Source organism: Pseudomonas shirazensis (genome assembly GCF_014268785.2).
In the GTDB taxonomy this organism is placed as follows: Bacteria; Pseudomonadota; Gammaproteobacteria; order Pseudomonadales; family Pseudomonadaceae; genus Aquipseudomonas; species Aquipseudomonas shirazensis.
In genome coordinates this window covers 1,884,853-1,909,037 of the sequence record NZ_JABWRD020000001.1, presented here as the reverse complement: position 1 = coordinate 1,909,037, position 24,185 = coordinate 1,884,853, and the positions used below count along the sequence as shown (strand labels likewise).

21 protein-coding genes and 4 tRNA genes are annotated in these 24,185 nt (G+C 62.0%); 15 read left to right on the top strand and 10 right to left on the bottom strand.

Translation table 11 applies throughout. The annotated features are described in order from the left end of the window. Position 1 precedes the first annotated feature (1 nt). Entirely contained in the window at positions 2-1,282 is a 1,281-nt protein-coding gene (locus tag HU736_RS08680; protein ID WP_186699420.1) for a Y-family DNA polymerase, read from the bottom strand. Between the two features lie 249 nt (positions 1,283-1,531). Between HU736_RS08680 and HU736_RS08675 the strand changes: the two genes are divergently transcribed. From HU736_RS08675 to HU736_RS08655, 5 genes are all read left to right on the top strand, one after another. Beyond that, positions 1,532-3,472 carry a methyl-accepting chemotaxis protein gene (locus HU736_RS08675; protein WP_186699418.1) on the top strand — a complete coding sequence of 647 codons (1,941 nt, stop codon included), beginning with the start codon at positions 1,532-1,534 and terminating at the stop codon, positions 3,470-3,472. 223 nt (positions 3,473-3,695) lie between these two features. Next, positions 3,696-5,936, top strand: a complete 2,241-nt coding sequence (locus HU736_RS08670; RefSeq protein WP_186699416.1) for a TonB-dependent siderophore receptor — start codon at positions 3,696-3,698, stop codon at positions 5,934-5,936. Positions 5,937-5,959: 23 nt separating this feature from the next. After that, the gene (locus tag HU736_RS08665; protein WP_186699414.1) at positions 5,960-6,247 is read left to right on the top strand and encodes an iron transporter; all 288 of its coding nucleotides are present in this window, start codon (positions 5,960-5,962) and stop codon (positions 6,245-6,247) included. Then, the gene (locus HU736_RS08660; RefSeq protein ID WP_186699412.1) at positions 6,244-7,779 is read left to right on the top strand and encodes a PepSY-associated TM helix domain-containing protein; all 1,536 of its coding nucleotides are present in this window, start codon (positions 6,244-6,246) and stop codon (positions 7,777-7,779) included. The genes HU736_RS08665 and HU736_RS08660 overlap by 4 nt, the downstream gene beginning before the upstream one ends. Continuing rightward, positions 7,776-8,108: a DUF3325 domain-containing protein gene (locus HU736_RS08655; RefSeq protein ID WP_186699410.1), complete on the top strand. Its 333-nt coding sequence runs from the start codon at positions 7,776-7,778 to the stop codon at positions 8,106-8,108. The genes HU736_RS08660 and HU736_RS08655 overlap by 4 nt, the downstream gene beginning before the upstream one ends. On the opposite strand, the gene HU736_RS08650 is transcribed toward HU736_RS08655, so the two are convergent. Further along, on the bottom strand, positions 8,109-8,678 hold the full coding sequence (locus HU736_RS08650) for a biliverdin-producing heme oxygenase (RefSeq protein WP_186699408.1): 570 nt from the start codon (positions 8,676-8,678) through the stop codon (positions 8,109-8,111). Positions 8,679-8,782: 104 nt separating this feature from the next. Here HU736_RS08650 and HU736_RS08645 point away from each other — a divergent pair, with 104 nt between their 5' ends. Together HU736_RS08645 and HU736_RS08640 are read left to right on the top strand one after the other, a co-directional pair. Further along, positions 8,783-9,322 carry a histidine phosphatase family protein gene (locus HU736_RS08645; protein ID WP_186699406.1) on the top strand — a complete coding sequence of 180 codons (540 nt, stop codon included), beginning with the start codon at positions 8,783-8,785 and terminating at the stop codon, positions 9,320-9,322. Between the two features lie 100 nt (positions 9,323-9,422). Continuing rightward, on the top strand, positions 9,423-10,469 hold the full coding sequence (locus HU736_RS08640; RefSeq protein ID WP_186699404.1) for a DUF1176 domain-containing protein: 1,047 nt from the start codon (positions 9,423-9,425) through the stop codon (positions 10,467-10,469). A 33-nt stretch (positions 10,470-10,502) separates the two neighbouring features. Here the strand turns inward: HU736_RS08640 and HU736_RS08635 are convergent, their stop codons facing one another. From HU736_RS08635 to HU736_RS08625, 3 genes are all read right to left on the bottom strand, one after another. Next, complete coding sequence (locus tag HU736_RS08635) at positions 10,503-11,288, bottom strand: sulfite exporter TauE/SafE family protein (protein WP_103437975.1); 786 nt, start codon at positions 11,286-11,288, stop codon at positions 10,503-10,505. A 168-nt stretch (positions 11,289-11,456) separates the two neighbouring features. Beyond that, a complete protein-coding gene (gene mcpA / locus HU736_RS08630) occupies positions 11,457-13,343 on the bottom strand; it encodes a methyl-accepting chemotaxis protein McpA (protein ID WP_186699402.1) in 1,887 nt (628 codons plus the stop codon). 162 nt (positions 13,344-13,505) lie between these two features. Next, complete coding sequence (locus HU736_RS08625) at positions 13,506-14,384, bottom strand: LysR family transcriptional regulator (RefSeq protein WP_186699400.1); 879 nt, start codon at positions 14,382-14,384, stop codon at positions 13,506-13,508. Between the two features lie 108 nt (positions 14,385-14,492). Here HU736_RS08625 and HU736_RS08620 point away from each other — a divergent pair, with 108 nt between their 5' ends. Next, positions 14,493-14,921: a PACE efflux transporter gene (locus HU736_RS08620; protein ID WP_150570772.1), complete on the top strand. Its 429-nt coding sequence runs from the start codon at positions 14,493-14,495 to the stop codon at positions 14,919-14,921. Here the strand turns inward: HU736_RS08620 and HU736_RS08615 are convergent. The 4 genes from HU736_RS08615 to HU736_RS08600 all read right to left on the bottom strand — a co-directional run bounded on the left by HU736_RS08615 (position 14,911) and on the right by HU736_RS08600 (position 18,771). Continuing rightward, positions 14,911-15,897 carry a hypothetical protein gene (locus HU736_RS08615; RefSeq protein WP_225912993.1) on the bottom strand — a complete coding sequence of 329 codons (987 nt, stop codon included), beginning with the start codon at positions 15,895-15,897 and terminating at the stop codon, positions 14,911-14,913. The genes HU736_RS08620 and HU736_RS08615 overlap by 11 nt on opposite strands. 74 nt (positions 15,898-15,971) lie before the next feature. After that, a complete protein-coding gene (locus HU736_RS08610) occupies positions 15,972-16,667 on the bottom strand; it encodes a GntR family transcriptional regulator (RefSeq protein WP_101321089.1) in 696 nt (231 codons plus the stop codon). A gap of 16 nt (positions 16,668-16,683) precedes the next feature. After that, positions 16,684-17,391: a FadR/GntR family transcriptional regulator gene (locus tag HU736_RS08605; RefSeq protein ID WP_103437971.1), complete on the bottom strand. Its 708-nt coding sequence runs from the start codon at positions 17,389-17,391 to the stop codon at positions 16,684-16,686. Positions 17,392-17,460: 69 nt separating this feature from the next. Next, on the bottom strand, positions 17,461-18,771 hold the full coding sequence (locus HU736_RS08600; RefSeq protein ID WP_103437970.1) for a C4-dicarboxylate transporter DctA: 1,311 nt from the start codon (positions 18,769-18,771) through the stop codon (positions 17,461-17,463). Between the two features lie 401 nt (positions 18,772-19,172). Between HU736_RS08600 and HU736_RS08595 the strand changes: the two genes are divergently transcribed. Beyond that, a complete protein-coding gene (locus HU736_RS08595) occupies positions 19,173-20,876 on the top strand; it encodes a putative bifunctional diguanylate cyclase/phosphodiesterase (protein ID WP_186699397.1) in 1,704 nt (567 codons plus the stop codon). Between the two features lie 77 nt (positions 20,877-20,953). On the opposite strand, the gene folD is transcribed toward HU736_RS08595, so the two are convergent. Further along, on the bottom strand, positions 20,954-21,808 hold the full coding sequence (gene folD / locus HU736_RS08590; RefSeq protein ID WP_101321083.1) for a bifunctional methylenetetrahydrofolate dehydrogenase/methenyltetrahydrofolate cyclohydrolase FolD: 855 nt from the start codon (positions 21,806-21,808) through the stop codon (positions 20,954-20,956). A 269-nt stretch (positions 21,809-22,077) separates the two neighbouring features. On the opposite strand from folD, the gene HU736_RS08585 reads away from it, so the two are divergent. The 6 genes from HU736_RS08585 to HU736_RS08560 all read left to right on the top strand — a co-directional run bounded on the left by HU736_RS08585 (position 22,078) and on the right by HU736_RS08560 (position 24,073). After that, positions 22,078-22,154, top strand: a tRNA-Arg gene (locus HU736_RS08585). 50 nt (positions 22,155-22,204) lie between these two features. Continuing rightward, positions 22,205-22,280, top strand: a tRNA-His gene (locus HU736_RS08580). Between the two features lie 57 nt (positions 22,281-22,337). Further along, positions 22,338-22,422: transfer RNA gene (locus HU736_RS08575), tRNA-Leu, on the top strand. A 33-nt stretch (positions 22,423-22,455) separates the two neighbouring features. Further along, a tRNA-His gene (locus HU736_RS08570) sits at positions 22,456-22,531 on the top strand. A 238-nt stretch (positions 22,532-22,769) separates the two neighbouring features. Continuing rightward, complete coding sequence (locus HU736_RS08565) at positions 22,770-23,549, top strand: class I SAM-dependent methyltransferase (protein ID WP_186699395.1); 780 nt, start codon at positions 22,770-22,772, stop codon at positions 23,547-23,549. A gap of 218 nt (positions 23,550-23,767) precedes the next feature. Beyond that, positions 23,768-24,073: a DUF6388 family protein gene (locus tag HU736_RS08560; protein ID WP_186699393.1), complete on the top strand. Its 306-nt coding sequence runs from the start codon at positions 23,768-23,770 to the stop codon at positions 24,071-24,073. Positions 24,074-24,185 lie beyond the last annotated feature (112 nt).

Genomic DNA, 24,185 nt, shown 5'->3' with positions numbered 1-24,185 from the left:
TTCAAGATCGGGCACGCCAGAGTGCATTGAATTGGGTGGTGAAACTCTGGCTCATCAACTCTCGGCGCATCTCCCAATCCGGTGCCGCTGGCACACTGGCCGCGCGCATGGTGCCCGCGCCCCAGCGCCCGTTTATGTCATCCATCACCTGCATCAGGCGATCACAAGTCGGCGATTGTCTGGGGGCGAACAGGTCATCTGAAAACTCTCCCGGTTGGCACAGGTCCATCAACAACACCTCGGCCTTACTGTAGCGAAAGCCTAGACGAAAGATCGTGTCTACGGCCTCCAGCGCCATGCGCGTAAGCAGCCGTACGTCGTCGGTGGGGTAGGGCAGTTGCACCACTACGCCGCTGGCGTACTTGGCTTCTTCGGGGTTGAACATGCCGGTGCGGATGCTCACCCGCAGCTTGCGCGCCAGCGAGCGTTGCGCGCGCAGTTTCTGGGTGGCGCGCATGACGTAGGTCGCCACCGCCTGCCTGATCGGTTGCAACTCGCTGACCCGCTCGCCGAACATGCGGCTGCAGCAGATTTCCTGGCGCGGCGGCTCCTGCGCCTGCAGTTCCAGGCAGGGCGTGCCGGACAATTCGCGGGCGGTTTTTTCAACTACCACGCTGAACTGCTTGCGCAGGCTCCACGGGTCGGCCTGGGCCAGGTCCCAGGCGCTGCGGATGTTCAGCGCGGTCAGGTGCGCCGCCATGCGCGGGCCGATACCCCAGACGTCTGAGGCCTGGCACTTTTTCAGCACCCAGTCGCGCCGTACCGGGTCGCGCATGTCGTAGACCCCGCCGGTTTGCGCGGTCCAGCGCTTGGCCGCGTGATTGGCCAGCTTGGCCAGGGTCTTGGTGCCGGCGATGCCAACCCCGACCGGGATGCCGGTGTACTTGAGCACCCGCTCGCGGATGTCCCGGCCCAGTTGCTCAAGGTCGCCTGGCACGCCGCTGAGGTCGGCGAAGGCTTCGTCGATGGAGTACACCTCGCAAGCTGGGACCATACCTTCGATCACCGTCATCACCCGCTGGCTCATGTCGCCGTACAAGGCGTAGTTGGACGAGAACGCGACCACGCCATGACGGCGTAGCACATCCCGCACCTGGAAGTACGGCTGGCCCATCTTTACCCATTGCTTGGCCTCGGCGCTGCGGGCAATGACGCAACCGTCGTTGTTGCTCAGTACCACGATCGGCGTGCGTACCAGGTCGGGGCGGAACACCCGTTCGCAGCTGGCGTAGAAGCTGTTGCAGTCAATCAGGGCGAATACGGGTGAGGTGGAGGGTGGCATGCCGGCTTGCTTTAGCTGTATATGCATACAGTAAACAGTTGCGGTTTAATCCGGTCAAGCTGGCGGCGACCAGCGGCCCGGGGTCGTCGGTAAAGTTGACTAGTGGATCAACAACAATCGACAGTTAAATTGTGTACAGGAGATTGGCTAAAGATATAGATCCGTGCGGCCGAAACAGTGTGAGTAGCAGGTCGCCACTACTGCCCAGCAGCGGCCATTTGCCCCCGCCCTACATGGATGGTCGTGACAGTGAAAATAAAAACCAAATTGATCCTTGCCTTCGTCTCGGTAGCCTTTATCCCAGTCAGCGTGGTCGGGGTTATATCGGTGCTGAATATCCGCGCCGATGCACTTGAACAGTTTGTCGATGGCAGCACACGGGAAATCCGCCAGATAGACGGCAACATGCGTCAGTTCTTTGATGCTACTACACAAAACGTCGATCAACTGTCCGCTGATCCTGTATACACTTCAGTAAGTACTTTAAAACAGTACACCAGTACCGACGCCGCCAGCCAGCCAATGCCGGCAGCAGCGCAGCAGGTCATTGATCAATTCGCCCGCTATGGTTCGACTCACCCGGCCGCGGCGATTCTGTCCATCGGCCTGGAAGACGGCAGTTACGCGAAATGGCCGGATGATCCCAAGCTTGCCAACTACGATCCGCGCACGCGGCCTTGGTACAAGGCGGCCATGGCCAGCCCGAACAAGACCGTGCGCACCGCTGCCTATTACTACGACAAGGATGATGTGGCGCTGGTCGGCACTGCGCGGGCATTGCTCGATGACGCCGGCAAGCCCAAGGGTGTGTTCGTCGTCAGCGTCTCGCTGAAAAACCTCACCGAGCTGATCAAGAGCATCAAGCTCGGCGACAGCGGTTACGTGATGCTGGTCGAAGACGGCACGGTGCTGGTCGACCCACGCGACGCCAGCCACAGTTTCAAGCAGCTCAAGGACCTTGGCGAGCCTTACGCGCATTTGGCAGCAACCGCGCAGGGCTCGACTGAAGTCGAGATCGATGGCGTCAACTACATGGCCAACGTATGGACTTCGCCAGGCCTGGGCTGGCGCTTTGTCGGCCTGATCGAGAAGCAGGAAGTGATGGCTGCTGCCACGCGCATGAGCTATCTCACGGCAGTCATCGTCATCTTGCTGGCGCTGGTGTTTGCGGTGATCGCGGCGGCGTTCTCCAAGCTGATCGTCAAGCCCATCGGCCAGGTCAGCACCGGCTTGCAGTCGATCGCCGAAGGCGAGGGTGACCTGCGCCGAGATCTGCAGGTGCAGGGCAAGGATGAAACCGCCGAGCTGGCCGGCTGGTTCAACAAGTTCCTGGCGGCGATTCGCCAGCTGATCCAGCGCATCGGCGCTGCGTCGAGCAATCTTGAGGACGCTTCGCGGGTCAACAGCGAGGTGGCGAGCAACATGAACGAAGCCGCCGGGCGTCAGCGCGAAGCAGTCGAACTGGTGTCCACTGCATTCAACGAGATGGTCGCCACCGCCAACGAAGTTGCGCGCTCGTGCAGCAGCGCTGCCGATGCTGCCGAAAACGGCCACCGCCGTGTCGCTGAGGGCAAGCAACAGATCGAGCAGACCACCGCCAACGTCAACCGCCTCGGCATGCGCTTGAGCGAGTCGTCCCAGGCGATGGTCGAGCTGGAGCAGGGCAGTCGCAGCATCAACCAGATCCTCGGCACCATTCGCGCCATTGCCGAGCAGACCAACCTGCTGGCGTTGAACGCTGCGATCGAAGCTGCCCGCGCCGGTGATCAGGGCCGCGGCTTTGCCGTGGTGGCTGATGAAGTGCGCGCGCTGGCCAAGCGTACCGCTGACTCCACGGGCGAAATCGACCTGCTGCTCAATACCCTCGGCAGCAAGACTGCAGAGGTCTCGGAGAAGATGGACAGCTGCCTGGATCTGTCGCGGGCCAGCGTGTCGTCGATCGAGAGTGCGCGCGACAGCTTTGAAGGGATTCAGTTGTCGGTCAACGAAATCCGCGACCAGAACCTGCAGATTTCCGCGGCGGCGGAGGAGCAGCACAGCGTTGCCGAAGAGATCAACCGGCATATTCAGCAGATCTATGACGAAGCGCAGCTGGTCGAGGGCCTGGCCAGTTCGGCGCAGGCTGACTCCGGGCGGTTGTCGCAGCTGTCACAGGAGTTGAATGGGTTGGTTGGGCGGTTCAAGTCCTGACATTTTGGTGGTCTGACAGATTTTGGGGGCACTACGCGGCCCCAAAATGTTCAAGTTCCCCACCCAATCTGTAAATTTCGTAAATAAGATTTAAAGTCATTTGAGAATCATTATATTCCACATCCCTATTGGCCCCCCAAGTACTGCTTGAGAGGCCGGAGGGTGTGGGCTCTTCGGTTTCCTGGTCGGGGTTGGCATTTGCCCATGATCAGGAGATGTGTCGATGCAATCCAGAACCTCACCCAATGGCCTGGCCCTGGCTTTTGTTGCCCTGGCCACACCAGCACTGCTGGTCGCGCCGGCTCACGCCGACGAGCAGCAAAACGCCGAGGTGCTGGACGTCCCGCTCGACAGCAATGCACTGATCATCCAGGACACTCTGGTTACCGCCGAACGTGAGGCGCGTCAGGCGCTCGGTTCGTCGATCATTACCGAAGAAGACATCAAGCGCCGCCCGCCCGCCAATGACCTGTCCGACATCATCCGCCGCGAGCCTGGGGTCAATCTGACCGGCAACAGCGCCAGCGGCGCGCGTGGCAACAACCGCCAGATCGACCTGCGTGGCATGGGCCCGGAAAACACCCTGATCCTGATCGACGGCAAGCCGTCCAATGCGCGCAACGCCGTGCGCTACGGCTGGAACGGCGATCGCGATACCCGCGGCGAGACCAACTGGGTGCCGGCCGAAGCGGTCGAGCGCATCGAGATCCTGCGGGGCCCGGCGGCGGCGCGTTACGGCTCCGGGGCCATGGGTGGGGTGGTCAACATCATTACCAAGCGTCCGACCGATGAGTTCAAGGGCAACGTCAACGTCTACACCCAGCTGCCGGAAGACAGCGCCGAGGGCATGAGCCGGCGGACCAACTTCAACCTCAGCGGTGGCCTGACCGAAAACCTTGGCTTCCGTCTGTTCGGCGGCCTGGCCAAGACCGATGCCGATGACCTCGACATCAATGCCGACGCGGCCAACAGTGCCCTCGTAGGCGGCCGCGAAGGGGTGCGCAACAAAGACATCAACGGCCTGCTGAGCTGGAAGCTCAACGACGAGCATCGCCTCGAGATGAGTAGCGGTTACAGCCGCCAAGGCAACATCTACGCCGGCGACACCATGAACAGCAACGGCGGCGGCAACGTTGATCTGATCTCCAGCCTGTACGGCAAGGAGACCAACATCATGCAGCGCAGCACCTACGACCTGACCCACCTGGGCGACTTCAGCTGGGGCACCAGCAAGACCGTGCTGGCCTACGAGTACGTGCGCAATTGGCGCCTCAACGAAGGCCTCGCCGGTGGCCCGGAAGGCGCGATCAACGACAGTGGTGCGGCTATGTCGCGGCTGCGCAACACGCGCCTGACCAGTGAGGTCAACCTGCCGTTCGCCATGGGCAGCACCGAACACGTGCTGACCCTGGGCGGCGAATACCTGTACGAGAGTCTCAACGACCAGGGCTCGTTCCGCCCGCAGAGCTTCGACCCGAGCGGCAGCGGCGGCGATGCGATCAGTGGCTTTGATCGCAGCAACTCGAAGATGACTGCCAAGAGCTACGCGCTGTTCGTCGAAGACAACGTCATCATCGGCGACACCACCGTCACCCCCGGGCTGCGCCTGGATCACCACGAAGCCTTCGGTGACAACCTCAGCCCAAGCCTGAACCTGTCGCACAAGCTGACCGAGGCGCTGACCGTCAAGGGCGGCATTGCCCGTGCCTACAAAACGCCGAACCTGTACCAGTACAACTCCAACTACCTGCTGTACAGCCGCGGCAACGGTTGCAGCGTCGGCCAGACCAACTCCGGTGGCTGCTACCTGCAGGGCAACAGCGACCTCAAGCCGGAAATCAGCGTCAACAAGGAAATCGGCCTGCAGTACGACCGCGGCACCTGGCGCACCAGTGCGACGTACTTCCGTAACGACTACCAGAACAAGATCATCGGTGGCACCGACGTGATCTATGCGATCAACAGTGGCCGTCGCGTTACCCAGTGGGAAAACGCCGGCGAAGCGCGGGTCGAAGGCATCGAGGGCAACTTCTTCATCGAGCTGAGCCCGACGCTCGATTGGAACACCAACCTGACCTGGATGCTCGACAACGACAACCGTGAAACCGGCGAGCCGCTGTCGGTGATCCCCGAGTACACGGTCAATACCACCCTCGACTGGCGCGCCACCGACAAGCTGTCGTTCCAGCTCGCCGGCACCTACTTCGGCAAGCAGAAATCGCCAAGCTACAACTACCGCACCCAGCAGGACTACGACCTGGAAGCACAGCAGGATGTGGAAGCCTACGGCCTGGTGGATATCAGCACCGGCTACAAATTCAACCAGAACTACGATGTTCGCGTGGGCGTGAACAACGTCTTCGACAAGCAGATCCTGCGCGGCGGCAACGCCAGCAGTTCCGGCGCCAACACCTATAACCAGCCTGGGCGCGCCGTGTTTGCCTCGTTGAATATTTCGTTCTGATCGATCGGCACAAGGACCTTCTGATGAGCGAAACCCCAACCTGGCTGCGCATTCTGTCGCGCAGCGGCGCAGCCCTGTTGGGTGGCTACGCCTTCAGTTATGCCAGCACCGCCTGCCTGGCGCGGATCCTGCCGCTGTCGCCGGCGGACGCAGTGATCGTCGCCACGCTGCCGGCGTTCGTCTTCTATACCCTGGCGATTCTCTGGGCCTTCGCCAGCCGTGACGCGCTGCGCGCCTGGGCGCCACTGGCGCTGGCGGTGCCGTTGGCGTTGATTGGCTTCTGGCCGCAGGCGCTGCGGTGGCTGGCATGAAAAACACCTTCACTCAATCGATGGCCTGGCTGCACACCTGGGCCGGGCTGATCTTTGGCTGGCTGCTGTTCGCGATCTTTGTCACCGGCACCCTGGCGGTGTTCGACAAAGAGCTCAGCCACTGGATGCAGCCAGAAATCCCGGCAAGTACAGTGTCCCAGGCCGATGTCGCCAAGCGCGCGATCAGTTACCTGCAACAGCACCAAGCCAACGCCGGCAACTGGGGTATCAGCTTGCCGACCGAACGCTCGCCGGGCTTGAGCGTCTCCACCGGCGATCGCCGCCACGGCGTGGTGGTGCCGCTCGACCCGAACAGCGGCGAGCCGCTTGCCGTACGTGACAGCGTCGGCGGCAACTTCTTCTTCCGCTTCCACTTCACCCTCGACCTGCCGCGCAACTGGGGCATCTTCGTGGTCGGCGCGCTGGCGCTGGTGATGCTTGCGGGGTTGATCAGCGGCATCGTCATTCACAAGAAGATCTTCAAGGAGTTCTTTACCTTCCGCCCCGACAAAGGCCAGCGCTCGTGGTTGGACTTTCACAACGCCAGCGCGGTGTTGCTGCTGCCGTTTCACTTGATGATCACCTACACCGGCCTGGTGATTTTCATGATGATCTACATCCCCGCAGGCGTGGACGCGGTGTTCGAGGGCGACAGCCGGGCGTACTTCCAGGCCCAGGGCAATGCCCGTGTGGAACAACCGCGACGGCTGGCCAAGACGCCCGCCGATCTGGTCGAACTGGCGCCGCTGCTGGCCCAGGCCGAAGCCCGTCTCGGGCCAATTGGCAGCATTGGCATTCGTAACCCGAACACCGCCGCGGCGCTGATCGAAGTGCGGCCGGTGCTGGGTAACCGCATCGCGCTGACCAAAGGCAATGCAATGGTGTTCGACGGTGTCAGCGGCAGGCTGCTCAGCGACGTCCCTGAACTGCGCCCGGCGCCGCTGACTCAGCGGGTCATGGCCGGGCTGCATTTTGCGCAGTTTGGTGGTTACCCGATGCGCTGGCTGTACTTCATCTGCGGCTTGATCAGCTGCGCAATGATCGCCAGCGGGCTGGTGCTGTTCTGCGTCAAGCGTGGGCGCAAATATGCACCTGCCGACAGCCGTGCCGATGCGGCGGCGCGACGTTGGTATCGCGTGGCTGAAGTGTGCAACGTCGGCTTTATCAGCGGCCTGATGGTCGCCTGTGTCGGCTTACTGTGGGCCAGCCGACTGTTGCCAGCGGAGCTGGCGCAACGTGAGGCTTGGGAAGTGCGGGCGTTCTTTGGCCTGTGGCTGCTGGCGTTGCTGCATGCCGGCGTGCGCCCTGCCAAACAGGCATGGGTCGAGCAGTTGGCACTTTGCGCCGTGCTGTGCGGTGGTCTGGGTGTGCTGGGTATCTTTGCCGGCGGCGTCGACCACCTGCGCCTGGGTGTCGAGGTCACGGGCCTGGTGTTGGGTATTGGCCTGGCCTTGGCGGCATGGCGTGTGGCGTGCCCCAAACCGGCGGTGGTCAAGCCGCGCGCAGCGCGCACAATGGAGGCCAAGGCATGATCAGTCTGGTGACGGGTAGCCTGCTGTTTGCCTATGCCGGCATGCTCGGTTTGTGTCAGGGGCTGGAGCGCCATTACAAACAGGTGTGGCAACGGTCACCGTCGCCAGCGCTGCGCCTGAGCCTGCGCGCGCTGGGCTGGCTGGGGCTGCTGTTGAGCTTGCTGCTGTGCGCTCAGGCCTGGGGCTGGGCGATGGGCGCGGTGGCCTGGTTTGGGGTGATCTCGCTGGCGGCGGTAGTGCTGGTGATGCTGCTGCCGTACTGGCCCAGGTTCGCCGTAGCGCTGGTGGCGGCAATACCGGTGTGGAGTGTGCTGCACCTGTTCGGTTGATCAGGCCAGCACGCCGCAGTCCTGCAGCCAGTGCTCGAAGCACTCAAACGTAGCGATGGCGGCGGCCACCGTCTGCGGGTGACTGGCGGCAGGCTGGTCGAGGCGCTGCAGGAAACTGCGCCAGTGCGCACCGGTCAGTGGCCCGTACACGTCGAGAAAGCGCGCGCCGTGGTCGCTGTCGATCCCCAGGCGCTCGGCCATCGCCCGCTTGAGCACCTGACCGCCCAGGGTCGAGCCTTCGATCACATACATTACGCCGAGCACGCTGGCTTCATCGGCAGTTGCCGGCAGCGCCTGACAGCGGGGCAGGGCGGCAACCTCTGCGCGGCTCAGGCCCAACGCCAGAAGGTCATGTTCGAGCACTGCGGTCTTGGCCCGCTCGCTGCCTTGATGATCTGCCAGTAGCGCTTGTAGCGGGGCATGGAAGCCATAGTAAGCCTGCATCAGCCGTCGATAGGCAGGCAGGTCGAAGTCATCACGGAAAAACGGCAAGCGGGCTTCCAGACGCTGGTGACAGGCTTGGGTACCTGCGCGCAGTGCGAGCAGAAGCGGGCTGGGGGTGTGGGGCATGGGCGGCTCGGGTAGAAGGGTATGGCATCTAGACAGCATCCTACCGCAAGGTGGCGGTGGCAGCGTAGTATCAGCGCGCCTGAAGCCTGCGTTGGAGGACACCGGTGAAAGCTGTTCGCTTGACCTTGATCTGCCATGGACTGACCGATGCCCAGCGGCTCGGCCGTATGGCCTGCCCTGATGATGCGCTGCTGGCGCTGCCCTCTGCCGCTGAGCTGATGGCTGATTACACGCAGGTATTGTCAGCGCCCGAGCGCCGCACCCTCGACACCGCCGGTGTGCTGGGCGATCAGGTGATGATTGAGCCAGCCTTGGCCGACGCTGATCCGGGTCGCTGGCAGGGATTGACGCTGAAACAGTTGCAGCGCGAGCAGCCGGATACGCTGGCGCAGTGGCTGAGCGATCCCTACAGTGCCCCCCACGGCGGCGAATCCCTGGCTCAGCTGAGCGAACGAGTGGCCGCTTGGCTTGCGGCATTCAATAGCCCTGGCTCGACCTTGGCAGTGACTCATCCTCAGGTGATCAGGGCTGTGCTTGGGCAACTGCTCGACTGCCCGCTGGCTGCTCTGCAGCGCATCGATGTACTGCCCCTGGCAAAACTTCAGCTGAGCTTCAACGGGCAGTGGCGAGTGCGTTTGCTGTGACCTGACGCAAATCCTGGCAACGCCCGGTTGCACTTGGCGGCGCATCTGCAATGATCGTCAGGCCCGTTCAGGGCACCTCAAGGACTGCACAGGAATCAGCATGATGCACGTAACCCTCCCATGCCGGGCAGCCCTGCTCGGCCTCGCGTTGCTGCCGAGCCTGGCCGTAGCGGCTGGCCCGGAGCCGGTACCGGTATATCGGCAGATCAAGGACTGGATCGTTGGCTGCGACAACACCCGCGCCTGTACCGCCGTCGCCGCAGCGCAGGAAGATGCCAACTCGCTGTGGCTGGTGGTGCACCGCGAGGCTGGTCTGAACGGTGCGCTGAGCCTGCGCGTGGTCGGCGGCGCGGCCTGGGACTCGCTACCGCTGCTCGACGGCCAGCCGTTGACGGCCAGCTGGCACAAGGAGCGCGACGAATATCAGACCGTCCTGCAGTTGGACGGTGAGGCCGGCGCCGCGCTCGTGCGCCAGTTGCGCAACGGCGAGCGCCTGACAGCGGCCAGCAGCGACGGCGAGTTGCAGGCATCGCTGCTGGGCATCAGTGCGGCGCTGCTGCTGATCGATTCGGTGCAAGGCCGTATCGGCCATGCCAGCGCATTGGTGCGCCCCGGCGCTGCCGCAGATGCCAGCGTGCCACCAGCACTCACTATGGCCAAGCTGCCGCTGTTCACCGCAGCGCCCGCGCTGGACCCTGAGCAGGCTACGCAGATGCGTAGCGCGGTCATGGCCAAAGCCAAGGCCGACGGCGATGTATTTGATCAAGAGGGTGTGCGCAGCCTCGAACTACAGCCACTTGACAGCCATTACGCGCTGGCTCTGATCAGTTCGGAATGCGGCGCCTACAATTGCTCGTACACGCTGTACCGGGTTGGCCGCGCAGCGCCTTACATGATCAGCGAGCTACCGTTCGAGGCGCCGGCAAGTGAGGTGGTCGACAGCCGCTTGACCGGTTATGTCGCGTTCGATTCGAACAGCGGCGAGCTGTATGGCTTCGACAAAGGCCGCGGAATTGGCGACTGCGGTGTCAACGAGATCTGGCGCTACGACGGTGAGCGCATGCGCTTGCTCAGCCTGGCCAAGATGGACCGCTGTGCGCAGGTTTCTTCGGAATACTGGCCGGTGCTGTGGCGCGCCAGCAAGTAACGGCAGGGGCTGCGCGGCAGCCCCGGGAGAAGGTCAGAACGCCAGCTTGTAACCGATCAGCAGCAGCATCGCCGCCAGGCATGGGCGCAGGACGTTGTCGGAGATGCGCCCGCTGAGGTGGCTGCCCAGGTAGATGCCCGGCAGCGAGCCCAGCAACAGATAACCGAGCAGCGACCAGTCCATGTTGCCCATGCCGGCATGGCCAAGGCCCGCGACCAGCGTCAGCGGCACGGCGTGAGCGATCTCGGTGCCGACCAGGCGGCGGGTAACCAGGAACGGGTACAGCAGGAACAACGCTACCGTACCCAGGGCACCGGCGCCGATCGAGGTCAGGGTCACCATCACGCCGAGGATCACCCCGGTGAACACGGTCAGGCCGTTGAGGGTGCGATCGCTGAGGTGATAGTGGTCGCCGGCATGGCGGCTGGCAAAGGCCTGCAGGCGCGATTTGAACAGCAGCGCCAGCGCGGTCAGGATCAGCACCACAGCCAGGCCTTGCTTGATCACCGCATTCAGCGCCGAGGTGTCGGCATGCAGCGTGCTGAGGAACCACAGGGTAACTGCTGCCGCAGGCACACTGCCCAGGCTGAGCCAGCCGGTGATCTTCCAGTCGATGTTCTTGTTGCGCCCGTGCACCCAGACGCCACTGGCCTTGGTGATAGCAGCATAGAGCAGGTCGGTGCCCACGGCAGTTGCAGGGTTGACGCCAAACCAGAGCAGGATCGGCGTCATCAACGACCCGCCGCCAACGCCAGTCATGCCAACGATGAAACCTACGATTAGCCCTGCAATGGTGAAACCGAAAGAACCTACATCCATACGTTACTCGACTGCCCAACTTGCCCGTGATCGGATGAGCGCAAGCATATAGGTAGTTGATATAGCCAAATAGATTTGTTGGTTATTAGGTTATAACCGGGTGCGGGAGGGTGTTGCGGGCGAGTCCCGCGCCGTAGCTGGCGCGGGGCTTTTTTACGCGGGGCTGGATCAGATACGGAAACTGCCGACCAGCTGCTTCAGACGCCCAGCCTGCTGGCTCAGCGCATCGCAGTGCTGCAGGGTCTCGTTGAGGTTCTGCACGCCTTGCTGGTTGAGGGTGTTGATCTGGGTGATGTCCAGATTGAGGCTCTCGACCACGGCGGTCTGCTCTTCGGTGGCGGTGGCCACCGACTGGTTCATGCCGTCGATTTCACCGATCCGCTGCGTGACGCTGGCCAGCCGCTCACCGGCTTTGTTGGCGACCTGCACGGTCTGCTCACTCGAGACCTGGCTGGCGTTCATGGTGTGCACCGCCTCACGCGAACCGACCTGCAGGCTGGTGATCATGCGGTGAATCTCTTCTGCCGACTCCTGCGTACGGTGGGCAAGATTGCGCACCTCGTCGGCAACCACGGCAAAGCCACGGCCGGCTTCACCGGCGCGGGCAGCTTCGATGGCAGCGTTGAGTGCAAGCAGGTTGGTCTGCTGGGAAATCCCTTTGATCACATCAAGGATCTTGCCGATGTCGTCAGTGCTGGTGTTGAGGATTTCGATCTGCTCGCACGACTCGCTGATCTTCAGCGACAGTGCGGTCATCGCCGTGATGGCATCGTCGACCACCTGGCGGCCGTCATGGGCCTGGTCGCTGGCGCCGCTGGCATGTTGCGAGGCGTCGGCGGCGTTGCGGGCGATTTCCTGGGTCGCGGCACCGAGCTGATTGATCGCCGCCGCGACGCTGTTGGTGCGCATGCTTTGCTCTTCCGAGCCGCTGATCGAGGCATTGGAGGCGCTGACGACTTTTTCCGAGAGGTCATGGACCAGGCGGGTGGCCGAGGACACCTCGCTGATCGAGGCATGGATACGCTCGACGAAGCGGTTGAACGAGGTCGCCAGTTCGCCGAACTCGTCCTGGTTCTGCACGGTGAGGCGGCGGGTCAGGTCGCCTTCGCCTTCAGCGATGTCGCGCATGGCGCGGCCCATGGTGGTCAGCGGGCGCATCAATACCGGGATCAGCAAACCGAGCAGACCGGCGATGGCCGCTACGGCAACCAGCATGGCAATGATCGCCGAGGTGCGGAACTGGCTCAGCGCCGCATAGGCCTTGTCCTTGTCGATGGACAGGCCGATATACCACTTGGCCGAAGGCAGGCCGTTGATCGGGGCGAACGAGATCAGCCGCTCCTGGCCATCGAGCACCACGTCCTGCATGCCTGGCTCGACGCGCAGGTTGGCGGCTGGATAGATGTCCTTGAGGTTTTTCATCACCTGGGTCTTGTCCGGGCTGACGATCACCTGGCCGTCGCGGTCGGCCAGAAACGCATGGCCGATGCCGCCGAAGTCGACCGAGTTGATGATCTCGACCAAGGTGTCAAGCGACAGGTCGCCGCCGATCACACCGAGCAGTTGGTCGTCGGCCTTGGCTTTGACCGGGGTGGCAATGGTCACCACCAGGCCGCCGACCGCGCTCTGGTAGGGCGGCGTCAGCAGGGTCTGGCCGGCGCTGACAGCCGCGCTATACCAGGGGCGCTGACGCGGGTCGTAGGTGTCAGGCATCTTCTCGTCAGGGCGCTGGGTGAATACGCCATTGGTCTGGCCCAGGTAGGTGAAGAGGAAGTTGCGGGTGTACGAAGGCTGGCCGATCAGTCCGGCCAGGTTACTGCCAGCACCTTGTTCGGCAATGTCTTCAGCGAGGTTTTCCAGCACCAGGATGCGTCCACTCATCCAGTTTTGCACGCTGCTGGCAGTCAAGGCGCCGGCCTGCTGCACCGACGATTCCAGGTTCTGGCGGATCGTACTGCGCTGCAGGTAGTCGTTGTAGAGGGTGAACAGGGCAAATGCCAGCACCACGACACCGCAGGCACTGAGGAGAATCTTGTGGCGGAACTTCAGGTTCATGTTTCGAGACCTTGAGCCATGTTGAGAGGACGCCGGGCGCTTGTGACGCGATGACGGCTTACTTGATTTCTATCGGCTCAAGCTGGATAAAGCTGATAGGGCAGTGCGGCTTTATTTAGTGCATGGCGACGGACGGTGAGCGTGGGCTGGTTTGCCTTGCGGCTAATGCTCAGTCAACAGCTCGACCAGCATTCGCGCGCCCTGCGCCAGCGGCTGCTGTTTGCTCCAATAAGCATGCACGGGCAGCTCCAGGGCGTTCTGGGTATTGCCGAAATCCAGCTGCAGCAAGCGCCCGGCGGCGACCAGGGGGCTGACTCGGGAGGCCGGGAAGTCACCCCAGCCCAAGCCTGCTTCGACCATCTGCAGGGCCAGATCGAGGCTGTTGCTGCGCCAGTGTGCGGCGCCGATCAGCGTGCGTGGATCAGCCAGTGGCAGCTCGCTGCTGCAGACCAGAATCTGGCGCACATTGACCAGGTCTTCGAGGTAGCGGATGCGCTTGCCGTTCAGGGCCGGATGATGCGGTGCCAGGGTTGCCAGTAGCGACTCCTTGCCGATGTTGTGAAAGCTGCGACGCGAGTCGACCTTGAGCTCGGCAAACGCCAGGCACAGGCTCACCCGTGCACTGTCGAGCAAGTGCAGGGCCTCATCCTGCGGCGCGCTGATCAGCTCAACGTCGAGCAGCGGGTAGCGTGCGCTCAAGGTCGCAATGGCTTGCAGCAGGGGTTGGTGGTCGATGTCCGGCACTACCGCAATGGCCAGGCTGCTTTCCAGCCCTCTGGACAGCTCCAGCGCATGCACCTGCAAGCGGCCCAGCTGGTCGCCGATCAGCCGTGCATGAGGCTCGAGTGCGAGTGCTTGCGGGGTAGGGCGGGCCTCACGCGGGCCTCGCTGAAACAGCGGGTAGCCAAGCTCAGCTTCGAGATTGCCGATTGCCATGCTCACCGCCGATGGCACCCGGCGCAAGGCGCGGGCGGCGGCCGAGAACGAGCCGTGGTCGAGGACGGCAAGAAACAACTGAATCGTATCGCTGGAAAAATTCATGATTGGGTAGGCTCCTGTCAGCAAAGCTGATAGCAGCTGACTTTTCCTGTCAAGTCTGCTGAAGCATCCTGTGCGCCTTCGGTGAACGCAACACTTGAGGTAAACGCTGTGCAAGGTGTCAAACGCAAACTGGTCTACGTGACTTTCTATGAGCTGATCGGCCTGTGCATGTCGACACTCGGGCTGGCGTATCTGTCCGACACCCAGGCGTCACATACCGGGCCGCTGGCGGTGATGATCACCACGATCGCGATGCTCTGGAACCTGATCTACAACAGCCTGTTCGAGTACTGGGAGGCGCGCCAGAGCAAGCGCGGGCGCAGCGTGGCGCGGCGGCTGGCGCATGCCATTGGTTTTCAGCTGACCCTGGTGGTGTACCTGATCCCGCTGATTGCCTGGTGGCTGGACATGACCCTGCTCGAAGCACTGGTGGTAGATCTCGCGTTCATTATCTTGGTGCCGTGCTACACCTTTGCCTACAACTGGGCCTTTGATCGCCTGTTCGGCCTGCCCACCTCGGCCATGGCTACTGCTTGAGGAGCAGGCCATCCTCGATCTGCCCCGACAGGTAATACACCCCGGACATCGCCCCACTCTGGCGGTTGTCCATCAGCTCTCGCCACTCCTGGTTGAGGGCAACGTTGAGGATCACCCGCAGTTGCTCGACCATCTGCGGTTGCTCTTGGTCATGGCTGATCATCGCGATGCCGGTGGCGGCTACCGAGATCAACGCCCCGGCGGCCTTGCCCACTGCCGCCGCGACCGCACTGGCAATACCGCGTGGGGCGAGGGTGGCGGTGAGCTTTTCACTGGCGCGAGTGGCCACAGACGACAGGCCGAGCTGAGTCTGGCTGGCGAGTTTGGCTGCCTGTTGATTGAGGTGCAGGCGCAGCGCAAGCCAGGCTGGTTGCTGTGCCAGGGGTTTGGCTCTGAGCAGTTGATAGAGGCTGGCATCCCGAGCAGCGGGTGGGCCCAGTGCGATTGCCTTGACCCGCGTGAGGCGTTGGCTGAGCTGGTCGGGCGGGGCGTTGTAGCGCTGGATGATGGCCGTCAGTTGCTGGGCAAACAGTTGCAGGTACAGCTCGCTGGCGCGATCACGGATGGCTTCGGGGTTGATCTCCCGTGCCACCGGCTCGAGTACGCGCTGGTGATACCGCTCCTGCAGATACAGCGCCAGGCGCTTTTCGGGTGGCTCGGCACCGTTGCCGCTGTTCATCTTGTACCAGGCGACTTTTAGGGTCAGCCACTGCTGCGTCCAGTAGCCGGTGAACCACGGGATGAAGTCGCTTTCGGTGCGTTTCTGCACCTCGTCCTTCCACACCCGCATCGAGCGCCGCGCATAGTCGTTGGCCGAGCCGGTGGCAGCCAGCGAGGCGTTGATCAGTTCGCGATCGACCTGCTGCCAGGCACCGACACTCAGAGCGACCGGGGGCGGCGCAGTGGGCCGCTTGCCGGCGCAGCCGCCTACCGCCAGCACCAGGCAGAGCAAGAGCAAGCCACCACGCGCATTCATGCCGGCGCCTCCTTGTGAAGAGGCTGAGGGGATCAGCTGATTATAGGTAGGCAGCGGCCCCGCGGCGGTTTTTGCTAAAGGCTGTGGTCCTGGCCGAGATCGAGCTTGGCTTCGAGCCGGTCCAGATGCTCGTGCATCAAGGTCAGCGCCGCGCTGCTGTCGCCACTTTCGACGGCATCGATGATCGCGGCGTGTTCTTCCCAGGCGCAGTGGTCGCAGCAGGGTGACTCATAGCGGGCGATGATCAACGAAGTCATCGGCACCAGGCCATTGAGAAAGCGCGCCAAGGGTGCGTTGGCGGCCATCTGCGCAAGCTTCAGGTGGAACTCGCCGCCGAGGCGGATCGCCGTGCAGCGCTCACCTTGTTCATGGTGCTGGCGCTCGCGCTCGACCAGTTGCCGTAGTTGCCGGATCTGATTGGGGCGGGCCCGTTGGGTCGCCAGGGTGATCAGGGTAGTTTCGGCCAGGCGGCGGGCGCTGAGCACTTGCCGCGCCTGTTGCGGGTCGGGTGCGGCCAGGTGCGCGGTGTGGCTTGGACGCTGCACCACCACTTGCTGATCGGACAAGCGCCCAAGCACCCGCCGGATCACCGTGCGGCTGACGCCAAAGGCGTCGCCCAGGGCCTGTTCCGGCAGTGCACTGCCAGGTGGCAGGCGCTGTTCGAGGATGGCGTCGAACAAGCGTGGGTAGATCTGCTCGGCAGAGAGGCGGGTCTCGCCGGCACCGAGCAGGGCAGGCAGGGGCTGGGCGGCGTGGGCGCAAGCGGTCATGGTCGCTCTCCTGGAGTCATGGGCCGGGGTGTTCGTCCGGGATATTCAGTTCGATACCCATGCGCTGGCCTTCCTGAAGGATGTGCCGACGCATCTGGGCACTGGCCTGGGCGCTGTTCTTGTCACGGATGGCACGCACTACCGCTTCGTTCTCACGCAGGCGCGCAGTCAGGTGCTCGGGCGAATTGCGCAGCATGTCGGCGCTTTGCTTGAGGGCATTGCCGGTCTGTTGCACCACGCTCTGGAAAATCGGGTTGGTGGTCAGGGCAAACAGCTCCTGGTGGAAGGCGATGTAGGCGTTGACGCCGGCTTCGCTGTCGCTGGCGTCAAGCGCCTCGCGCATGTCCATCAGGGTCAGGCGTAGTTGGCCTATGTCCTGGCTGTTGGCCGACTGCGCGACCAGGCCGACGATAAACGGCTCAAGGGTGTAACGCAGTTCGAGCACGTCGGCCAGACTGGCAGCGCCGACGGCGTCGCCGACCGGCTCTTGCGCTGCGGCGGCGTCAGCGTCCAGGACCAGCACCCCTTTGCCCGGTAGCGAGCGCACCAGGCCGAGGGTTTCGAGGACGGTTACCGCTTCGCGCAGGCTCGGCCGGCTGATGCCCATCTGTTCGGCCAGCTCGCGCTGGCCGGGCAGCATCTCGCCGCTGCGCCACTGGCCGCGGGCCAGCGCCTGACGCAATTTTTCCACTACTGATGTGACCACGGTCGATGAACTGATCATTGGTCGTTTCCTGATAAAAGTTGCATAACGCTCCTGAAGCAGGCCGGCATCGCTGCCGGCCTGTATCAATCAGAACTCCTGTTGATGGGCGATGGGTTGTTTGCGCGGCTGGTGGGCAAAGCCCGGTTTGCCGCTGAGCACGTTATTGGCGCGCTCCAGGTCGATGTCTTTTTCCCAGCGGGCGATGGCCACGGTGGCGACGCAGTTGCCGATCAGGTTGGTCAGGGCGCGACCGATGCCCATGAACCAGTCCACTGCCAGCACCAGCACCAGGCCAACCACCGGGATCGCCGGCACAGCGGTCAGCGTGGCTGCGAGGATCACAAGTGCCGAGCCGGGGATGCCGTGGGCGCCTTTGGAGGTGACCAGCGATACCAGCAAGATGGTCATCAGGTCAGTCATGGCCAGCGGCGTGCCGGTGGCATTGGCGATGAACACGATGGCCAGGGTCAGGTAGATCGAGAAACCGTCGAGGTTGAACGAGTAGCCGGTAGGGATCACCAGGCCTACCGTCGAGCTGCCGATACCGAGGTGCTCGAGCTTGCGCATGATCTGCGGCAGTACAGCGTCGGACGAAGCGGTGCCCATGACGATGGTCAGCTCTTCACGCAGGTACTTGATCAGTGGCAGCAGGCGCAGGCCCGACAGGCGCATCACGGTGCCGAGCACGACCAGCACGAAGCCGGCGCAGGTCAGGTAGAACAGCGCGACCAGGCCGCCCAGGTGGTGCAGTGACTCCAGGCCATATTTGCTGGTAGTAAAGGCGATTGCGCCGAACACGCCAATCGGCGCCAGGCGCACGATCATGCCCATGATGCGGAAGATCACGTGGCTGAGTTCGTTGATCAGTCGCGAGATGCCGGACGCGGCTTCACCAACCAGGTTCAGGGCACTGCCGAACAGCACCGAGAACAGCAGCACCTGCAGGATGTTGTTGTCGGCGAAGGCGCCGATGACCGAGGTCGGGATCAGGCCCATGAGGAAGGTGGCGGTACTGTGGACCTGCTGGCCACGATCGGCGAGGCCATTGGCGTCGGCAACAGACAGTTGATCCAGATGGATGTTGGCGCCGCTACCGATGCCGGTACTGAAGGCGAACACCAGGCCGATGACCAGGGCAATAGTTGTCAGTACCTCGAAGTAGATGACCGACTTGAGGCCGATGCGCCCGACCTTTTTCAGGTCGCCGGCACCGGAAATGCCACTGACCACCACGCAGAACACGATCAGGCCGATGAGCATCTTGATCAGCTTGATAAAGCCGTCGCCGAGGGGTTTCAACTGGAGGGAGACCTCAGGGAAGCTGAGGCCGCAAACGATACCAAGGGCCAGCCCTAGCACCACCTGAAGGAAAATCGAACGCGAGCACCACTTAAGCATGGGAGGAGTCTCAGATCGGTGTCCTTGCTTCGATGGAGCAGCGGGCCAAAGAGCGCAGGACTTAATTATTGTGGTCTTACCGGTTTGTTCAGTGCCCGATCATAAAACCGCGAAATTTCCTACATTGCAAGTGAATTTGGCCTGACCGGTCTGACCAGTTGCGAGCTATTGCATTTAGCCTCTCTGGCGCGGGAAATTACCTGTGCAAAAGCTCGCGCCAGAGCAATTTGCTGTGTAAGGCGCGGCAGATGCCGCTTGGACCCAAACGGCGCTAGCCAGTACGCTGATGCTTTGGCCTCATTTCCATTCTCGGCATGGGCACGTAGAATCCGCCGCTTTTGCTTGAGCGGCCGTCTAATCTGTATGGATAGAGCGGTTCAAGCGCTGGGCCAGGATGGCATATGGACGATAACTACCGCGCGGCCGTGGACGCGGCCGCGATTTTTTCCGAAGCCGACCTGAGCGGGCGTATCACCTACGTCAACCAGCAGTTTTGCAGCATATCCGGCTACAGCCGGGAGGAACTGCTCGGCGCCAACCACCGGATCCTCAATTCGGGCCTGCACGAGCCTGAGTTCTTTCTCGATATGTGGCGCGCGCTGGTGGCCGGGCAGGTCTGGAAAGGCGAGATCTGCAACCGTGCCAAGGACGGTTCGTTGTACTGGGTCGACAGCACCATGGTGCCGTTGGTTGATCCGGCGTCGGGCAAGGTTCGCAAGTACGTTTCGATTCGCTTCGACGTGACCGAAAAGCGCCAACTGCTGCACACCCTGCAGTGGCGGGTCGGACACGATGTGTTGACCGGGCTGCCCAATCGCGCCTACCTGTCCGATCTGCTCAATCAGGCCCTGGCCTTTTCTCGCAGAGAGAACATTCCGTTGGCCGTGTGCATGCTTGATCTGGACCGGTTCAAGGCGGTCAATGACGGCTACGGGCATGCCGCGGGTGACCGGTTGCTGGTAGAAGTGGCGAGCCGTCTGCAAAACATCTTGCGCGCAGGGGACTCGGTGGCGCGGCTGTCAGGGGATGAGTTTGTGCTGATCCTGCGCCATGTAAAGGACAGTGACCAGCTGCATGCAGGCCTGCAGCGCATCCTCGATGCCCTGGCGGCGCCGTACCCGTTACGCGAGCAGACCGTGATCGTCAGTGCGAGCATCGGCGTTACCCTGTTTCCGCAGGATGACGAGGATGCCGACACCCTGGTGCGCCACGCCGATCAGGCCATGTATGTCGCCAAGCAGCGCGGGCGCAACCGTTACCACCTGTTCGACGTGACGCAGGAGCTTGAACTCAAGGCCACTCACCAGACCGTGGCGCGGGTTCGCCAGGCCCTGCATGACGGTGAGCTGTGCCTGCATTACCAGCCCAAGGTGAATATGCGCAGCGGTGAAGTGCTGGGTTTTGAAGGGCTGCTGCGCTGGCAGCACCCGCTCAACGGAATGGTGATGCCTGGAGATTTTCTGCCATTGGTCGAGCAGACCGACCTGATCGTCGAACTGGGCGAATGGGTGATCGAGCAGGCCTTGAAGCAATTGCAGAGCTGGCACACGCAAAGTCATCAATGGTCGGTCAGCGTCAACATCGCCGCGCGTCATTTGCAGCGCGCTGATTTTGCCGAGCGTCTGGAGCAATTGCTGGCGCGCCATGCCTCGGTCGATCCGGCGCTGCTGGACCTGGAGATCGTCGAGTCGGTCGCCATCGAGAATATACAGCACGTAAGCCAATGCCTGGCGGCTTGTCAGGGCCTTGGGGTGCGTTTCTCGCTGGACGACTTCGGTACCGGCTATTCCTCGCTCAGCTACCTGAAGCGATTGCAGGCGCAGACGATCAAGATTGACAAGTCGTTCGTGCGGGACATTTTGCATGATCAGGATGACCTGGCTCTGACCCGGGCGGTGATCGGCTTGGCTCGGGCCTTTGGCCGCGATGTCATCGCCGAGGGTCTTGAGACTCACGAGCATGGCCTGGTATTGATGGCGCTGGGCTGTGATCTGGCTCAGGGGTATGCGATTGCACGGCCCATGCCGGCGGAGGATGTGCTGGTGTGGGCGCACGGCTACGTTCAGCCAGAGCAGTGGCCTGGTGGAGTGCTCAAGCGCATCTGATGAACTGGGCTCAAAAAAACGGCACATGAGTGCCGTTTTTCACGCTGTAGCAGCCGTGGCCACCGTTGGCGTTGACCTTATTTATGCAGCTCTTGCGCCGCATACAAGGTGTTTTCCAGCAGGCAGGCGCGAGTCATCGGCCCAACGCCGCCTGGTACCGGCGTAATCCAGCCGGCACGGGGCAGGGCAGTCTCGTAGACCACATCGCCGACCAGTTTGCCGTCTTCCTGGCGGTTGATGCCGACGTCGATGACGATCGCGCCCGGCTTGATCCACTCACCCTTGACCAGGCCCGGCTTGCCCGCCGCAACCACGACCAGATCGGCGCGGCCGACGTGTTCGGCCAGATCCTTGGTGAAGCGGTGAGTGACGGTCACGGTGCAGCCGGCCAGCAGCAGCTCCATCGCCATCGGCCGGCCAACGATATTCGAGGCGCCGACGACCACAGCGTCCATCCCGTACAGGTCCTGGCCGGTGCTTTCCAGCAGCGCCATGATGCCTTTCGGGGTGCATGGGCGCAGCAGCGGGATGCGCTGGGCGAGGCGGCCGACGTTATACGGATGGAAACCGTCGACGTCCTTGTCAGGGCGAATCCGCTCGAGCAGCAGCGAAGCGTCGAGGTGCGCCGGCAACGGCAGCTGCAGGAGGATGCCGTCGACTGCGGCGTCCTCATTGAGCTGGTCGATCAGGTCGGTCAGCGCTTGCTGGGAGGTTTCGCTGGGCAGGTCGAACGCCTGGGAGATAAAGCCGACCTCTTCGCAGTCCTTGCGCTTGTGCGATACATAGACTTGGGAGGCGGGATCGGTGCCGACCAGGATCACTGCCAGGCCTGGCGTGCGCAGGCCTTGCTGGCGGCGCTCCACGACCTGTTGAGCGATCTGCTGGCGCAGGTTGGCGGCGATCGCCTTGCCATCGATAAGGTGTGCAGTCATAGACGCGTGATTAACCATCGAGAAAGAAACAGATAGAATGGCGCATTCTCGCACGACACGGCCCGAGGGCAAAGGCGGGTGGTCGGGCAAATCCTCTAACTCCTTCAATAATTTCGATTTTTTAGAGAAAGGTGTTGACGCTTTTACAGCTCGCCTATAACATTCGGCGCACTTGTCGGGCACAGCCTATCACTGGTTGGCGAAGTCGGGCAGAATGGGTGGTTCGCAGCGTTGCTGCCAGCCCCTGTGAGGTTAGGCAGATTGCTTATGTGCCCGTAGCTCAGCTGGATAGAGCATCCGCCTTCTAAGCGGATGGTCGCAGGTTCGAGTCCTGCCGGGTGCGCCATTAGGCAGCTTAGGCACGCAAGTGATGCAGTAACGTAATGCCGCTATATGGTGGGCGTAGCTCAGTTGGTAGAGCGCCGGATTGTGATTCCGGTTGTCGTGGGTTCGATTCCCATCGTCCACCCCATATTTTTCGAAGGCGCCTTGATTGAACAATCTGGCGCCTTTGATTTAAGTGTTGCATGCGGATGTGGTGGAATTGGTAGACACACTGGATTTAGGTTCCAGCGGCGCAAGCTGTAAGAGTTCGAGTCTCTTCATCCGCACCATGCTTCAAGGTTTCAACGCAGTACCGCACTATGGTGGGCGTAGCTCAGTTGGTAGAGCGCCGGATTGTGATTCCGGTTGTCGTGGGTTCGATTCCCATCGTCCACCCCATATTTATATTAAAGGCGCCTCGATCGAATGATCAGGCGCCTTTTTTTGCCTTCATTTCGAGGGGGGGGCGTCATTTGGCTGGCGCCGCCTTCGCATGAGGCAGGCTGTCGGGGGGTGGCTTGCGCGAATAATCTGTTGAATCTATTAGTTTTTTATTCTTGTTGGTCGGTTTCTTGCTAGGTGGGAGGTCTGCCGCTGGTCTACTGGCGCGCCACTCTCGTGCATACAAGGATCAACCATGAAAGTCTGCCATACCAATCGAGACAACTTTTATCGTTTGCTGGGTGCAGTATTCCAGTCGCTTGAAAAGCGCCCATTGGTGGCGGAGCTGGGTGTGCTCCGCGGGGAAAACGCATTGAAGATGTATGCGGCCATGGAGCCGGAACGTATGGTTCTGATTGACAGCTGGAGCGCTGCGGCCAACGATGCCTACAGCCCATTCGACGAGCTGCCGGAGTGGGTCGCACCGGTTGATGCCTACGAGTACTACTATGGCGGCTCTATGCACGACCCGGCGACCTGGGATGCGCTCTATGACGAGTGCGCAGCGAAGTTCGTCGACAAGCCGGAAGTGAGCATGATCCGGGCCGATACCATCAGTGCCATCGACAAGGTCCGTCAACAAACCGGCATTCATCAGTTTGACCTGGTGTATGTCGATGCCAATCATCAGTACGAATACGTCCTGCGCGATATGATGCGCTATCAGGAGTTTCTCGGTGAAGATGGCATCATGATGCTCAATGATTGCTGTCACAGCGTCATGGGCACCAAGCAGAATCTGGGTGTTCTCGAGGCGTTGGGCAGTTTCATGAAGCGCACCGACTTCATCCCCGTCGCAGTCACCAATACGGATTGGTCGGACGTGATTCTTGTGCGCCGCAATTCCAGGCTGGTGCAATTGTTCGATGTGGCGCTGACCAACTCCGACGTGCCCTATGTAGAGATCCCACATCAGCTGATTACAGCGGCACGTGTAGTCTACGGCGCGCAGCGTCATAACATCAGTTTCGTCTGATCGCGCCCATTATTGCCGCAAAGGTCTTGGGCGGCCCCTGCTGATTGGGGGGCTAGCCCGCAGGTGCACCTCGGGCCGCTCGTGCTCGGCGTCTGCAGCCTCTGGACGCGCTTTGACACGATAGTGACAAGCGCACGCTGCGCTGGTGACAATTCAGTAAAAGCTGATAGATTTCAGCTGGTTGAATTGCGGCCAACTGCCGCCAGAGGAAATGCCCGATGATAGCCAAAGAAGCTCGCCAGGCGCTGGCACTGCAACGCTTTGCCGAGGCCAATCCGCAGATGCTCGAAGAGATCCGCGAATTGAGCCCGCGCGAGCAGGCTCAGCAGATCCAGTGGGCCTTTGATGATGCAGCGCAGGAGCAGGGCATCGAGCCCTGGGAGCTGACCCTGCAACTGGTCGCTCAGAGCCCTGAAGAACTGCACGCCATGCGTCTTGAGGTGCACCGTGAGGTGGCCGAGGCGTTGGGCATGGAGTGGGATGAGTACTGCGCGTTCAACGAGATCGACCCCGAGCGCGGCTGATTGCCGCCGTGTTTGTTTGACAAGGTTTTTCAGTCAGGGGCTGCGGCTGCCTGCGTGCAGCCCTTTATAGATGAGGCCTGGCGCATTTTGCGCAGGGTTTTCCATGAAATCG